General features: G+C 69.3%; 13 protein-coding genes. 2 read left to right on the forward strand and 11 right to left on the reverse strand.

Annotation, left to right across the window (positions count from 1 at the left end):
* Positions 1-13: 13 nt before the first annotated feature.
* The 6 genes from ACFXKA_RS15280 to mqo form a co-directional block, all read right to left on the reverse strand.
* A complete protein-coding gene (locus ACFXKA_RS15280) occupies positions 14-382 on the reverse strand; it encodes a cobalamin biosynthesis protein (protein ID WP_379427674.1) in 369 nt (122 codons plus the stop codon).
* Positions 369-1,754, reverse strand: a complete 1,386-nt coding sequence (locus tag ACFXKA_RS15285; protein ID WP_379427675.1) for a cobyrinate a,c-diamide synthase — start codon at positions 1,752-1,754, stop codon at positions 369-371. Before ACFXKA_RS15285 ends, ACFXKA_RS15280 begins: the two co-directional genes overlap by 14 nt.
* Positions 1,748-2,368, reverse strand: a complete 621-nt coding sequence (gene cobO / locus ACFXKA_RS15290; RefSeq protein ID WP_354837574.1) for a cob(I)yrinic acid a,c-diamide adenosyltransferase — start codon at positions 2,366-2,368, stop codon at positions 1,748-1,750. The genes ACFXKA_RS15285 and cobO overlap by 7 nt, the downstream gene beginning before the upstream one ends.
* Positions 2,369-2,652: 284 nt before the next feature.
* Positions 2,653-4,806 carry a magnesium chelatase subunit D family protein gene (locus ACFXKA_RS15295; protein ID WP_379427676.1) on the reverse strand — a complete coding sequence of 718 codons (2,154 nt, stop codon included), beginning with the start codon at positions 4,804-4,806 and terminating at the stop codon, positions 2,653-2,655.
* 140 nt (positions 4,807-4,946) lie between these two features.
* Entirely contained in the window at positions 4,947-5,396 is a 450-nt protein-coding gene (locus ACFXKA_RS15300; protein WP_379427677.1) for a GNAT family N-acetyltransferase, read from the reverse strand.
* An 18-nt stretch (positions 5,397-5,414) separates the two neighbouring features.
* The gene (gene mqo, locus ACFXKA_RS15305) at positions 5,415-6,947 is read right to left on the reverse strand and encodes a malate dehydrogenase (quinone) (protein ID WP_379427807.1); all 1,533 of its coding nucleotides are present in this window, start codon (positions 6,945-6,947) and stop codon (positions 5,415-5,417) included.
* Positions 6,948-7,210: 263 nt separating this feature from the next.
* On the opposite strand from mqo, the gene ACFXKA_RS15310 reads away from it, so the two are divergent.
* The gene (locus tag ACFXKA_RS15310; protein ID WP_379427808.1) at positions 7,211-8,149 is read left to right on the forward strand and encodes an alpha/beta hydrolase; all 939 of its coding nucleotides are present in this window, start codon (positions 7,211-7,213) and stop codon (positions 8,147-8,149) included.
* Here the strand turns inward: ACFXKA_RS15310 and ACFXKA_RS15315 are convergent.
* The 4 genes from ACFXKA_RS15315 to map all read right to left on the reverse strand — a co-directional run bounded on the left by ACFXKA_RS15315 (position 8,129) and on the right by map (position 11,817).
* Entirely contained in the window at positions 8,129-8,692 is a 564-nt protein-coding gene (locus ACFXKA_RS15315; RefSeq protein WP_379427678.1) for an alpha/beta fold hydrolase, read from the reverse strand. The genes ACFXKA_RS15310 and ACFXKA_RS15315 overlap by 21 nt on opposite strands.
* Positions 8,693-8,758: 66 nt before the next feature.
* The gene (locus ACFXKA_RS15320) at positions 8,759-10,300 is read right to left on the reverse strand and encodes a cobyric acid synthase (protein WP_379427679.1); all 1,542 of its coding nucleotides are present in this window, start codon (positions 10,298-10,300) and stop codon (positions 8,759-8,761) included.
* Positions 10,301-10,603: 303 nt separating this feature from the next.
* A complete protein-coding gene (locus ACFXKA_RS15325) occupies positions 10,604-10,945 on the reverse strand; it encodes a hypothetical protein (RefSeq protein WP_379427680.1) in 342 nt (113 codons plus the stop codon).
* An 8-nt stretch (positions 10,946-10,953) separates the two neighbouring features.
* A complete protein-coding gene (gene map / locus ACFXKA_RS15330; protein WP_354837586.1) occupies positions 10,954-11,817 on the reverse strand; it encodes a type I methionyl aminopeptidase in 864 nt (287 codons plus the stop codon).
* 128 nt (positions 11,818-11,945) lie between these two features.
* Here map and ACFXKA_RS15335 point away from each other — a divergent pair, with 128 nt between their 5' ends.
* Entirely contained in the window at positions 11,946-12,959 is a 1,014-nt protein-coding gene (locus ACFXKA_RS15335; RefSeq protein ID WP_379427681.1) for an LLM class flavin-dependent oxidoreductase, read from the forward strand.
* A 6-nt stretch (positions 12,960-12,965) separates the two neighbouring features.
* Here the strand turns inward: ACFXKA_RS15335 and ACFXKA_RS15340 are convergent, their stop codons facing one another.
* On the reverse strand, positions 12,966-13,697 hold the full coding sequence (locus tag ACFXKA_RS15340; RefSeq protein WP_379427809.1) for a GntR family transcriptional regulator: 732 nt from the start codon (positions 13,695-13,697) through the stop codon (positions 12,966-12,968).
* Positions 13,698-13,745 lie beyond the last annotated feature (48 nt).

Here is a 13,745-nt window from a genome sequence, read left to right on the forward strand (position 1 = left end):
TTCACATTTGCGACTACGAATTGAATTCTGCCGCCGCGATAACAACCCCAGCGAAAACGGTTTTGGCGACGACCAAATTCCCGCCATCGCCGGCCAGCACAGCGGCCGCCTCAGCGACGCTCGCGCTCCCTACGGCAAGCGCAACCCGCTCCGACGGATTGGGAACGGAAACGGCCTCCAGCTCCGTGAGCGTGAATCCCACCAGCTCGACACCCAACCGGTCGGCGGCCGTTCTGATCCCGGGCTCTCCGACTCGCCGCTCGACGGTCGCCAAGCAGCGAATCACCCTGTCACCGACCGTGTTTCGTATGGCAGCCAGGATCGCGTCGGCGGTTGTCCCGGGACGGAGTCCAACCCCGACAGCCAATTCAGGCCGGGGCATGGGTGCGGGCGAAATCAGCGGCGGTGGTGACGAATCGGCTGACGGCCGCTGGATTTCCGGCGGGGTGGGTGTGCAGGTAGGACGCGTGGACGCGATGTACTGCCGCGCCCTCGCGGACGGTCTCGCCGGAGGGAGCGCGCCAGGCCCAGGCCGCAACGGCGGATCCGGGGGTGACCAGGCGGGTGCGGTGGAATTCGTGGCCGCGCACGCGTGCGCCCGCGCTCCAGAGCGGAGTATCGGTGAGCGCCACCGCATCCCGGTAGCCGAGGGTGAGGCGCGGGCCGAATTCGGCTTCGGCGTCGATGACTCCGGCCATGCGGTGACCGTCGAGGGTGCGGGTCAGGTAGAGCAGGCCCGCGCATTCGGCGTGGATCGGGAGGCCGCGGCCGGCCTGTTCGGCGATGGCGTCGAGCAGGCCCGTGTTGGCAGCGAGTTCGGCGGCGTGCTCTTCGGGGAAACCGCCGGGAAGGACCAGTCCCGCTGCACCGGAGGGCAATTCGTCGCGCAGCGGGTCGAAGACTCGCACCTGCGCGCCCGCCGCCGCCAGCAGCTCGCGATGTTCGGCGTACCCGAAGGTGAAGGCCGGTCCGCCCGCCATCGCCACCACCGGCCCGGACTCCGCCGCCGTCACCTCGGCGGCGGGATCCCAGTCCTGCCCCTGTGCGCTCGACACGGCCAAAGCGGCCACCGCCGCGAGATCGATATGCGCCGCAACGAGATCCGTCATGGCGTCCACGGCGGCCTGGGCCGCCGAGCCGTGCTCCACCGCCGGAATCAGGCCGAGATGCCGTGACGGCACCGCCAATTCGGCCAGTCGCGGCAGTGCGCCCAGCACCGGCAGTCCGACGCGGGCGCAGGCCGCACGCAGCACCTGCTCGTGGCGTTCGCTGCCGACCCGGTTGAGAATCACTCCGCCGAGCCGGATTCCGCTGTCGTAGGTCGCGAATCCGTGCAGCAGGGCCGCCAGGCTCTGGCTGTGCCCGCGCGCGTCGACCACCAGGATGACCGGCGCGCCCAGCATGGCGGCGATCTGGGCGGTCGAGCCCTCCGCGACGGGTTCGGTGTGGTGTTCGTCGATGCGCCCGTCGAACAGGCCCATGACGCCCTCGACGACCGCCAGATCGCAGCCCTGGCTCCCGTGCCGGTACAGCGGCACCACGCGGTCGGGCCCGACCAGAACCGGATCCAGGTTCCGCCCGGGTCGTCCGGCCGCCAGCCCGTGATATCCCGGGTCGATGTAGTCCGGGCCCACCTTGAACGGCGCGACCCGGTGCCCGGCCCGGCGCAGCGCCCCGATCAATCCGGTGGCGACGGTTGTCTTCCCGCTCCCCGAGGCGGGCGCGGCGATGACGACCGCGGGCGTGTTCACCATTCGATGCCGCGCTGGCCCTTGCGGCCCGCGTCCATCGGGTGCTTCACCTTGGTCATCTCGGTGACCAGGTCCGCGGCCTCGATCAGCGCCTGGGGTGCGTCGCGGCCGGTGATCACCACGTGCTGGTTGCCCGGCCGGTTGCGCAGCGTCTCGACGACCTCGTCCACGTCGACCCAGCCCCACTTGAGCGGGTAGGTGAACTCGTCCAGCACGTAGAACCGATGCTGCTCGGCCTCCAGGCGGCGGCGAATCTCCTGCCACCCCGCCAGCGCCGCGGCCGCATGATCCTCATCGGACCCCTGCTTCCGCGTCCACGACCAGCCCTCCCCCATCTTGTGCCACTCCACGGCCCCGCCGACCCCGGTCTCGTCGTGCAGCGTCCCGAGCGTCCGGAACGCGGCCTCCTCGCCCACCTTCCATTTCGCGCTCTTCACGAACTGGAACACCGCGACATCGAACCCCTGATTCCAGGCCCGCAGCGCCATCCCGAACGCCGCCGTCGACTTCCCCTTCCCGGGCCCGGTGTGCACCGCGAGGACAGGCAGATTCCGGCGCTGCCGCGTTGTCAGCCCGTCATCCGGAATGCTCTCCGGCAGCGGCACACCCTTCGGCATCGTCTCCAGCTCCTTCCACACCGACTCGTCGGTGAATCACGGTGCCATACGCATCCGGCGCACCGATCCGCGCCCCGGCCCACACGACGACCGGTCACCTGTTGTGGTCAGGCCCGGGCCGCTCCGATACCCCGGCGCGCCCTGATCCATATCGGCCGACCGCGGCAGTGCGGCCTCGCCGAAAGTCGGCGAGGACTCGGACCCGGAGTCCGCCAAGGGTTTCGGCGGACACCTCATGGGTAGTCCCACCCGCCGCAACTGGCCGCGGGGGAACGGGTGGGTGGTCAGGCGGCTCGGGTGGCGCGGACGATGCCGGCGACGGAATCGCCGGTGAGGGCGGTCAATTGGAGGTAGCCGGCGCGGAGGGCGGTGGCTATGTCGCGGGCGAGGTTCAGGCGGATCATGCCGCGTTCGCAGTCGATGACCATGGCGGTGACGGCGTCGGCGGCGAGCATGCGGGCGGCGGTTCGGGCGCGCGGGAGCGGGTCGGTGCCACCGGTGGCCCGGCCGTCGGTGAGGAGGACGAGGAGGGGGCGGCGGTGGGGGTCCCGGGTCCGTTCGCGGCGGATGAGGTCGCGGGCCTTCAGGAGGCCTTGGGCGAGTGGGGTTTTGCCGCCGGTGCGGAGGTCGGCCAGGCGGCGGACGGCGATGTCGACCGACGTGGTGGGCGGAAGGACCAGTTCCGCGTCCTGGCCGCGCATGGTGATGACGGCGACCTTGTCGCGGCGCTGGTAGGCGTCGCGGAGCAGCGCCACCACCGCGTTGGTGACGGCGGCGAGGCGGTCGCGGGCGGCCATGGAGCCGGAGGTGTCGACGACGAAGACGACCAGGTTGCCTTCGCGGCCTTCGCGATACGCGCCCCGCAGGTCGTCGGCAGCGAAGGCGAGGGGGCCCGACAGGCGGCCGCGCTCGAACTGGCGCGGGGCCGCGGCGAAGATGGTGCCCAGCAGATGCAGGCCGGTGGAGGTGTCGTCGGTGGTGCGCACGACGCGGCCCTGGCGGGTGCGGGCACGGGAGCGGCGGCCGGGTGCGCCCTCGCCGACGCCGGGGACCTCCCAGCGCGGGGGCTTGGGCAGGGTTGCGGTGGGCGCGGCGACGCGGCCCTCACGGCCGGCCGAGTCGTTCCGGCCACGCCGATCGTCGTCGTCCGGGCGCGGGTCACCCGGTGGATTCTGGCCTCCCCCAGGGATGTCCGGGCCGCTGTCCGGCTCGAGGCCATGGTCCGAATCCGGACCACCCGGGGTATCGGAGTCGCTCGGCAAGGGGTCCGAGCCATCGCACGACCCAGCGCCGCCATCACGCGAGTCCGGTTCGGCGCCAGGTGAATTGGCGTGTTCCGGGTTCAGACCGGAACCATCGGCCCCGTCCGCCGGATCCTGCGGTCCCGCACCGTTGTTCGGCGGGACCGCTTCACCTTTTCCCAGGCTGTCGTCCTCCTCGGCGCGGGCCGCTTCCTCGGCCGCGTTCCGCATGGCGTCGTCGAGTTGCTCCTCGCTGATACCGGGTTCGTCGAAGGGATCGCGGCGACGGCGGTGCGGCAGCGCCAGTTCGGCGGCCACGCGGACATCGGCCTCGGTGACCGCGGTCGCTCCGCGCCAGGCTGCGTGGGCGGTCGCGGTGCGCGCCACCACCAGGTCGGCGCGCATGCCGTCGACATCGAAGCTCGCGCACAGGGCGGCGATGCGGCGCAGCTCGACATTGTCGAGACCGACGTCGGCGAGCTTGTCGCGGGCGGTCAGAATGCGTTCGGCCACTTCACGATCCGCGGCGGCGTAGCGGCCGGCGAAGGCGCCGGGATCCGCCTCGTAGTCCAGGCGGCGGCGGACGACGGCCATCCGCACGTCCACATCGCGGGAGGCGACCACGTCCACGGTGAGCCCGAATCGGTCCAGCAGCTGCGGCCGCAGCTCGCCTTCCTCTGGATTCATGGTGCCCACCAGGACGAATCGCGCCGGATGCGTGTGCGAGACACCGTCGCGCTCGATGTGCACCCGCCCCATGGCGGCCGCGTCCAGCAGTACGTCCACCAGATGGTCGTGCAGCAGGTTCACCTCGTCGACGTAGAGCACGCCGTGATGCGCGGCGGCCAGCAGCCCCGGCTTGAACGCCTGCTCCCCGTCACGCAGCACCCGCTCCAGATCCAGCGACCCGACCACCCGGTCCTCGGTGGCGCCCACCGGCAGCTCCACCAGCCGTGCGGGCCGCGCCCCGGACTCGTCCACCACCGGCGGCAGCAACTGCGCCAGCGCCCGCACCACGGTCGATTTCGCGGTCCCCTTCTCCCCGCGCACCAGCACCCCACCGATCCCCGGATGCACCGCGCACAGGATCAGCGCCAGCTGCAACCGCTCCTGCCCCACCACCGCGGAGAACGGAAACCCGGCCTCGTCAACGGCCGTACGAACACTCTCGGAGTAAGCCACAGGAGAAACGGACACGACCCCAACTCTAAGGGCGCCCCCGTCCCCCACCCCGGGCACCCCTTCCCGGTCGCGCTGCCGACCTGGGCCACTGGGTGAAACAGCCGCGCCCGCTGTGGGTTTCACAGCGGGCGCGGGATTGTTCGGTGGGTGCGGGGTCAGCCGCGGCGCATCGGGATGTGCGGGATGCCGTCTTCGATGTACTCCTCGCCGTCGGGCCTGAAGCCGTGCTTGGTGTACATGTCGAGCAGGTAGGTCTGGGCGTTCAGGCGGACGGTCGCCGAGCCGGCTTCGGCCAGGGCGGCCTGCAGCAGGCGGGTGGTGTAGCCGTGGCCGCGGGCCTCGGGGGTGGTGCAGAGGCGGCCGATGCGGAAGGACTTCACGCCCTCGTCGTGCTCCTCCATGAGGCGCAGGGTGCAGATGACCTCACCCTCATCGTCGAGCCAGAAGTGCCGGGTTTCCGGCAGCAGGTCGAACCCGTCCAGTTCCGGGTACGCGCACTTCTGCTCGACGACGAACACCTCGACGCGAAGTTTCAACAGCTTGTACAGCGTCGCGGTGTCCAGGTCTTGGGACCACGACCGTTTGAGAGCAACCGTTGACATCATCGCGTCTTGCTATCACATCTAGGCGTGAGAAGCGATACCGACGGGCTCGGGCGTGTTGTCCGAATCCACCGAATCCAGCTGCAGAGCCTTGGCGGACCAGTCCCAGACCTCGCGGTACAGGGCCTGGTTCTCAGAGAGCTTGACGCCCAGCGACGGCACCATTTCCTTGAGTTTCGGCTCCCACGTGGAGAATTCGCGCGGGAAGCACTTCTTCATGACATCCAGCATGGCGCTGACACAGGTGGACGCGCCGGGGGACGCACCGAGCAGACCGGCGATGGTGCCGTCCTCGGCCGCGACGACCGCGGTGCCCAGCTCCAGCACGCCGCCGATGCCCTTGCGACGGATCATCTGCACGCGCTGACCGGCGATGATCAGCTCCCAGTCGGCGCTGTCGGCGCGCGGGATGAACTCCTCCATGGCGCCGATGCGGCCGTTCTGCGACTTGAGCAGCTCGGAGACCAGGTAGTTGACCAGGCCCATCTCCGTGACGCCCACGCCGAGCATGGAGAACAGGTTGTTCGGCTTGACCGACTTGACGAGGTCGGTCAGCTTGCCGTCCTTGAGGAACTTCGGCGTCCAGCCGGCGTAGGGGCCGAACAGCAGGCCCTTCTCACCATTGATGACGCGAGTGTCCAAGTGCGGCACCGACATCGGCGGCGCGCCGACCGACGCCTGGCCGTACACCTTGGCCTCGTGCTGGGCGATCAGGTCCGGGTTGGTGCAGCGCAGGAACAGGCCCGACACCGGGAAGCCGCCGAAGCCGCGGATCTCCTTGATGCCCGACTTCTGCAGCAGCGGCAGCGCGCCGCCGCCCGCGCCGACGAACACGAACTTCGCGTTGATGACCCGCACCTTGTTGCTGCGCAGGTTGCGCACCTTGACCAGCCAGGAGCCGTCGGACTGCTTGGTCAGGTTCAGCACGTCGTGGCCGAAGGCGATGTCCGCGCCGGACGCACCCAGGTAGGCCAGCAGTTCCTTGGTGAGCTCACCGAAGTCGATATCGGTGCCCGAGTCGGTCCAGTTCAGAGCGACCGGGTCGGAGAAGTCACGGCCCTTGGCCATCAGGGGCAGGCGACGGCTGAATTCGGCTGCGTCGTCGATGAATTCCATGCCCTCGAACAGCGGGTGCTTCGACAGCGCCTCGTGGCGCTTGCGCAGGTACTCCACGCCGTCCGGGCCGTGGGTGAAGCTCACGTGCGGGATGGGGTTGATGAAGTTCGACGGGTTGGCCAGCACGCCGTTCTCGACCGAGTAGGACCAGAACTGGCGCGAGACCTGGAAGCGCTCGTTGATGTCGATGGCCTTGGTGATCTCCACCGAGCCGTCGGCGTTCTGCGGCGTGTAGTTCAGCTCGCACAGGGCGGAGTGGCCCGTCCCCGCGTTGTTCCACGGGTCGCTGCTCTCGGCGGCCGCGGCCTCCAGGCGCTCGAAGATGGTGATCGACCAGTCCGGCTGCACCTGTCGAAGCAAGGCACCGAGGGTGGCACTCATGATGCCGGCACCGATGAGTACTACATCGGTCTTTTCAATCGTGGCAGCGTTCGACACGGCGTTGATCGACTTCCTTGTCATTTGTGGGTCACCAGGTGGAGGTTAGGTTACCCGTCGTTCACTTGGACTCAATTCTGCCCCTGACCATTCCCGAATCCTGCTTCCAAATCCCCGAATGTGAGAGATCCCTCCCAAATGGACATCGCCGGGACGCGGTCTATGTTGGGCGTGTGACCTCCGAAACGTCATCCACCACGTCGTCGACCACCACCTGGCAGCCCGATGTGCTGGGTGCCGACTACCAGCAGCTGACCATTCCGATGGGTCCGGATCCGGACGGTGAAGGCGACGTGGTCGCCACCCTGGTCCGTTATGCCCCGGCCGACGCCCCGGTCGCCACCCGGGCCGTGCTGTACGTGCACGGGTTCACCGACTACTTCTTCCAGGAGCACCTGGCCCAGCACCTGGCCGCCCAGGGCTACGCCTTCTACGCGCTGGATCTGCGCAAATGCGGGCGCTCGCAGCGGGCCGGGCAGACCCCGCACTATGTGAGCGACCTGGCCCTCTACGACGGGGAACTGAACCGGTCGCTGCAGGTGATCCGCGAGGAGACCGAGCTGCCGGTGCTGATCATGGCGCACTCCACCGGCGGCCTGGTGACCTCGCTGTGGCTGAACCGATTGCAGGCCACCGGCGGCGCTCGCGCGCAGGGCATCACGGGACTGGTGCTCAACAGCCCCTGGTTCGACCTGCAGGGACCCGGCTACTACCGCTCGGTCGGCACGCCGCTGCTGGAGGGCCTGGGCCGGTGGCGGGGGTTCGCGAAGCTGCCGCTCGGCGTCTCCACCGCGTACGGCGACAGCCTGCACCACAGCGTCTCCGGCGAGTGGGATTACAACCTGGACTGGAAACCGTTGAGCGGCTACGCGGTTCACGCCGGCTGGCTGCGGGCCATTCGCCGCGGTCACCTCCGGCTGCACAAGGGCCTGAACATCGGTGTGCCCGCGCTGATCCTGCGGTCGAAGGCCACCAAGTTCATGAGCAAGTACGGACCCGCCGCCGACCTGGCGGATCTGGTACTCGACGTCAAGCAGATCCAGCGCTGGTCGGGCTGCCTGGGCGAGCGCACCAATATCGTGCCCATCGAGGGCGCGCGGCACGACGTGTTCCTGTCGTCGGAGACGCCGCGCACCCAGGCGTTCAGGGAGCTGGATTCCTGGCTGAAGTGGCTCGCCGACTCACCAGAAACTGGTGCGTAGCACCACTTCGGTGGCCAGCTCGTGGCCCGCTTCGGCGGCCACATCGGCGACATCCATGGGGACCAGCCGGAATTCGCCGTAGACGAACCGGCTGGAAGCCTCGGCCACCGGGCGCGGCAGGCGCTTGGTGGCCAGCAGGGTGGTGGGGATCTCCACCGGCGGGCAGGAAGGGTCCTTGACGGCGCCGTCCGGGCCCGGCGCGGCCGGGTGACCGCCGCCGGCCACGACGAGGCTCATGAAGCGGCCGAAGCCGCGGGCGGCCAGCTGCCAGGCCAGGTCCGCGCCCGCGCCGCTGCCGACCAGGTTGGCCCACGGGACCTTCAGCTGGTCGAGGATGGCGAAAACGGTGGTGGCGTCGAGACCGTCGATCGATTCGATCGCGATGGTATGCAGGTCCGAGGTCTGCAACCGGGCACAGACCTGGTCGTAAATGTCGGCCGGATCACCCGCATCGGGTAGCAGCAGGACGTGGTGCCTGGTTTCGGGTCCGCCGACTCGCACCGCCCACTCGCGGTCACCGACCGTGATCCGCCGAGATTCCATGGTCGAACACGCTACAGGAGCGCCGGAGGGGCCGAACGCGAGTCGGGCGGATTTATGTGACGCCGGTCACTTCTTGATGGTCAGAACCGGGAGATCCGCGGGCGCACCAGCGGTGATGAGCTGTTCGAGCGCGTCCTGGTCGAGGTGCTTCTCCATGAGGTCGGCCAGCAGATCCAGCTGGGCGGAGCGCACCTCGGCGACCGAAACAGTGTCGGAGACAACGAAATCGGTGCGGCCCGCCCGCGCGGCGACCACGCGCAGCCAGGCGCGGCGAAACTCGTCCGACTCCAGGGCTCCGTGCAGATGGGTGCCCCAGATCGCCTCGCGCACACTACCTTCGGGAGCGCTGTCGAGTTCGAACCACGGGTCGTCGCCCTGCCGGGTGACGCGCCCGTGGTGGATCTCATAGCCGTGCACCGGGAGATCGCTGTCACGGCCCGGCTCAGCATGAATCGGGACACGGCCGCTGGAACGGCGCAGCACCTTGGGGTCGGCGAATTCGATCTCCAGGTCCAGCAGGCCCAGGCCGGGGACGGTGCCCGCGGCGGATTCGACCGGGTCGACGATGGTGCGGGCCAGCATCTGGTAGCCGCCGCAGATGCCGAGAATGGGGCCACCGGCCGCCGCACGCACCGTCAGGGCGTCGGCAATCCCGGTGCGCCGCAACCACTCCAGGTCTCCGACGGTGGATTTGCTGCCGGGAATGACGACCAGGTCCGCTCCGGCCAGGCGGGACGGGTCGCTCACCCAGCGCACGGATACCCCGGGTTCGCAGGCCAGGGCCTCCACATCGGTGGAATTGGAGATGCGCGGCAGCCGGATCGCGGCGACCGTCAGCCACTCTCCGCCCAGCGGCGGGCGGGAACGGCCGACGGGGGCGTCCGCGACGGTGCCGAGCGAGTCCTCGGCGTCGATCCAGAGGTCCTCGGCGAACGGGATGACACCGAGCGTGGACCGCCCGGTCAGCTCAGCGAGCTGGTCCAGCCCCGGTCGCAACAGGTCCACATCGCCCCGGAACTTGTTGATGATGAACCCGGAAATCAGTTGCTGGTCTTCGGGTTCCAGAATCGCCACGGTCCCGAACAGGTGGGCGAGCACTCCCCCGCGATCGATGTCGCCGACCACCACGACCGGCAGCTCTGCAGCCCTCGCCAATCCCATGTTCGCCAGATCCGTTGCCCGCAGGTTGATCTCGGCGGGCGATCCCGCGCCCTCGCAGATCACCACATCGAATTCGGCTCGCAGCGAAGCCAATTCCTCGGCGACGATGGCACGCAACTGCTGCCGATGACGGAAGTAATCCTTCGCCCCGACGGTATCGACGGCCTTGCCCCGCACCACGAGCTGCGAGCGCCGGTCACTCCCCGGCTTCAACAGCACCGGGTTGAACCGCACGCTCGGCTCCAGCCCACAGGCCCGGGCCTGCAGCGCCTGCGCCCGGCCGATCTCCCCGCCGTCCAAGGTGACGACGGAGTTGTTCGACATGTTCTGCGCCTTGAAGGGTGCGACCCGCACCCCGCGCCGCGCCAGCATGCGGCAGAGCCCCGCCACCACAACGCTTTTGCCCGCATCGGACGTGGTCCCGGCGACCAGCAGAGCGCCCTTCATCCCGGCCACCCGATTCCGGCCACCACAGATCCGCTCCCCGTGCCCCGCGCAACGACACTCGCCCCACACCTCGCCGACATCCGGCAAGGCCCGGCCGCGACAACGCTTACTTCGCAGGTGGCGCCCGCCGCGGGCGAAGCGCTCCTCACCTCTGCCACTCGACGCTCCCCCGGAGGACGCGGGTGAGGATGGTGGCGCCGGCTGCCCTCCGTGCTCTCCACTGCGCGCGCCGACGGCAAAACCCGTTCACCACAACGCTTTTCCCGGCGAGCGAGGCGGTACCCGCAACCAGCGGGGCACGCGTCACCGCCGGTTGTTCCCAGCTCGGGCGCCGCTGTCATAGGCGTCCCGGCTGGCATAGGAGTCGCGGCTGCCACTGGTGTACGCGTCCCGGCTCGTGTAGACGTCGCGGCCGTCGTCCGCTTCGGCGTCGGCGCCGCTGGTCACCTCGACGTCGGGCTGCTCGCCGGGGGCGTCGTCCGCTTCCGGCACCTGCCGTCCCGCGGCGAGTTCGACGTGGCGGCGCATGGTGGCGCGGAGCGCGCCCAGACCCTCGTCGCGGGGGTTGGGCGGGAGGACCCGCGAATTCTTCCGCCGCGGGCCGCGGGAGCCGATCGCCCGAGTTCTGGTACCCCGCTGGGGCATCGCGACTCTCACGGGAGCGTCAGGATCTCGGCGCCGTCGTCGGTGACGACGAGGGTGTGCTCGAACTGTGCGGTCCACTTGCGGTCCTTGGTGACCACCGTCCAGCCGTCGTCCCAGATCTCGTAGTCGATGCCGCCCAGATTGATCATGGGCTCGATGGTGAAGGTCATGCCCGGCTCGATGACCGACTCCACGGCGGGCTGGTCGTAGTGCAGGATGACCAGGCCGGAGTGGAAGGTGGGGCCGACACCGTGGCCGGTGAAGTCGCGGACCACGCCGTAGCCGAAGCGGTTGGCGTAGGCCTCGATGACGCGGCCGATGACATTGAGCGCGCGGCCCGGCTTGACCGCCTTGATGGCCCGCATGGTGGCCTCCTCGGTGCGCTCGACCAGCAGGCGCACCTCCTCGTCCACATCACCGGCGAGGAAGGTCTTGTTGGTGTCGCCGTGCACGCCGTCGATGTAGGCGGTGACGTCGATATTGACGATGTCGCCGTCCTCGATCACGGTCGAGTCCGGGATGCCGTGGCAGATGACCTCGTTCAGCGAGGTGCAGCAGGACTTGGGAAATCCCTTGTAGCCCAAGGTCGACGGGTACGCGCCGTGGTCGAGCATGTACTCGTGCGCGATCCGGTCCAGCTCGTCGGTAGTGACGCCGGGCGCGACGGCCTTGCCGGCCTCTTCCAGGGCCTGGGCCGCGATCTTGCCCGCGATCCGCATCTTCTCGATGGTCTCCGGGGTCTGCACCCAGGGCTCGTGCCCCTCCTTGGCGGTCTTCTTCCAGACGTACTCGGGTCGCTCGATGTTCTTCGGGACCTCGCGAATGGGCGACTGCGTGCCGGGAACGAGGGGCTTGCGGGTGCGCACAGACATGGGTACCAGACTATCTGCCGGTCCGGATCGCGAGATCCCCAGGTCCGGCTACGGGGGAATTCTTCCGGACCGTGGTCCGTTTATCCTTTCGGTTGACTTGGAAACCAGACTCGAGAGGGGTTCCGGCCGTGGAACTGGGGCTGACGACATTCGCTGAAACTCATCCCGTCGGTGGCGACGGGCCGGTGCCGACCGCGGGCGAGCGGTTGCGGCAGGTGGTCGAGGAGGCAGTGGCCACCGAGCAGGCCGGGCTGGACGTCTACGGCGTCGGTGAGCATCACCGCAAGGACTTCGCCGCGTCTTCGCCGGCCGTCGTGCTGGCGGCCATCGCGTCCCGCACCGAACGGATCCAGCTCACCAGCGCGGTGACCGTGCTGAGCTCCGCAGACCCGGTGCGGGCCTTCCAGGACTTCTCCACGCTGGACGGGATTTCGAACGGGCGGGCCGAATTGATGGCCGGGCGTGGGTCGTTCATCGAATCGTTCCCGCTGTTCGGGTACGACCTCGGCGACTACGACGAGCTCTTCGAGGAGAAGCTCGCGCTGCTGCTGAAGATCCGCGAGGAGGAGCCGGTCACCTGGTCGGGCAGGTTCCGCGCACCGCTGACCGACGCGATCGTCTACCCGCGCACCGAGAATCGGCCGCTGCCGGTGTGGATCGCGGTGGGCGGCAGCCCCGAATCCGTCGTGCGCGCAGGGCTGCTGGGCCTGCCGCTGGCCATCGCCATCATCGGCGGGCAGCCGGCGCGGTTCAAGCCGCTGGTCGATCTCTATCACCGGGCACTCGAGGAAGGCGGGCACGAGCCGCAGCCGGTGGCGGTGCACGCGCACGGGTATGTCGCCGACACCGACACGGAAGCCGTCGAGGACTTCTACGCGCCGTACGCGCGGGCCATGTCCGGGATCGGGCGCGAGCGCGGCTGGGGTCCGATGACCCGGCAGCAGTTCGATGCGCTGCGCTCGCAGAGTGGTTCGCTGTTCGTGGGCACGCCGGACCATGTCGCGGAGAAGATCGCCGATGTCCGTGACACGCTCGGGCTGGACCGGTTCATGCTGCACGCCAGCGTGGGCACGCTGCCGCACGAGAAGGTGCTGCACACCATCGAACTGCTGGGCGGAAAGGTTGCCCCGCAGCTCGGCTGACCGGCGTCAGTAATCGGTGAGTCTGGCCTGGAACGCGATGCGGTCGCCGCGATAGAGCGAGCGCACGCGTTCGATGGGCACACCCTCACCGTCCACACTGCGGCGGTGCAGCAGCAGCATCGGCAGGGCCGTCGTGCATTCCAGCAGGGCGGCCTCGCGCGGTGAGGCGAGCACGGTTTCGATGCGCTCGGTGGCGACCGCGTAGACCACGCCCATGCCACGGGTGGCGGCGTACAGCGAGGTCTCCGGGTTGTAGAACTCGCGCAGCACGGCGAAGCGGTCCAGCGGCATCCAGGTGCTCTCCAGGCCGATGCGCTCGCCGTCGGCGAGCAGGATGCGCTCCAGGTGCATGACCGGCGTGCCGGGTTCGAGCGCGAGGTCCCCGGCGGTGTCCTTGTCCGCCGGGATATCGGTCCATTCGACGAGCAGACGGCCGGGTTTGCGGCCGAACTTGATCGCGCCCTCGGTGTAGGAGCGCAGCGACAGGGGCTGCACCATCTTCGGGCGCGAGACCACCGTGCCGCGGCCCTGACGGCGAATACGGCCTTCCACCAAGAGTTCTCGCACTGCCTGACGCACGGTTTCGCGGGCGACGCCGCAGCGCAGGGCCAGTTCGCGTTCCGAGGGCAGCGGGTCGCCCTCGGAGAGTTCGGCGAGCAGCGCCTCGAGTTCCGCGCGCACACGGTACGACTTCGGCAGGCGCGCGTTCGGCGCGGAATCGGTTCCGGCGCCGGGCATTTCGCCCAGCGGACGGCCTGGCTCCACCTGGTCTTCCACCCCGGCAGC

Origin of the sequence: Nocardia sp. NPDC059228 (genome assembly GCF_042754245.1) — a bacterium.
Classification (GTDB): Bacteria; Actinomycetota; Actinomycetes; order Mycobacteriales; family Mycobacteriaceae; genus Nocardia.

What these genes read in the sequence shown, in the direction of transcription:
- ACFXKA_RS15300 (WP_379427677.1), bottom strand. Translation starts at nt 5,396, where the DNA reads ATGATGTCAACGGTTGCTCTCAAACGGTCGTGGTCCCAAGACCTGGAC.
- ACFXKA_RS15310 (WP_379427808.1), top strand. Translation starts at nt 7,211, where the DNA reads ATGGGTCCGGATCCGGACGGTGAAGGCGACGTGGTCGCCACCCTGGTC.
- cobO (WP_354837574.1), bottom strand. Translation starts at nt 2,368, where the DNA reads ATGCCGAAGGGTGTGCCGCTGCCGGAGAGCATTCCGGATGACGGGCTG.
- map (WP_354837586.1), bottom strand. Translation starts at nt 11,817, where the DNA reads ATGTCTGTGCGCACCCGCAAGCCCCTCGTTCCCGGCACGCAGTCGCCC.
- ACFXKA_RS15315 (WP_379427678.1), bottom strand. Translation starts at nt 8,692, where the DNA reads ATGGAATCTCGGCGGATCACGGTCGGTGACCGCGAGTGGGCGGTGCGA.
- ACFXKA_RS15340 (WP_379427809.1), bottom strand. Translation starts at nt 13,697, where the DNA reads ATGCCCGGCGCCGGAACCGATTCCGCGCCGAACGCGCGCCTGCCGAAG.
- ACFXKA_RS15280 (WP_379427674.1), bottom strand. Translation starts at nt 382, where the DNA reads ATGCCCCGGCCTGAATTGGCTGTCGGGGTTGGACTCCGTCCCGGGACA.
- ACFXKA_RS15325 (WP_379427680.1), bottom strand. Translation starts at nt 10,945, where the DNA reads ATGCCCCAGCGGGGTACCAGAACTCGGGCGATCGGCTCCCGCGGCCCG.
- ACFXKA_RS15285 (WP_379427675.1), bottom strand. Translation starts at nt 1,754, where the DNA reads ATGGTGAACACGCCCGCGGTCGTCATCGCCGCGCCCGCCTCGGGGAGC.
- ACFXKA_RS15320 (WP_379427679.1), bottom strand. Translation starts at nt 10,300, where the DNA reads ATGAAGGGCGCTCTGCTGGTCGCCGGGACCACGTCCGATGCGGGCAAA.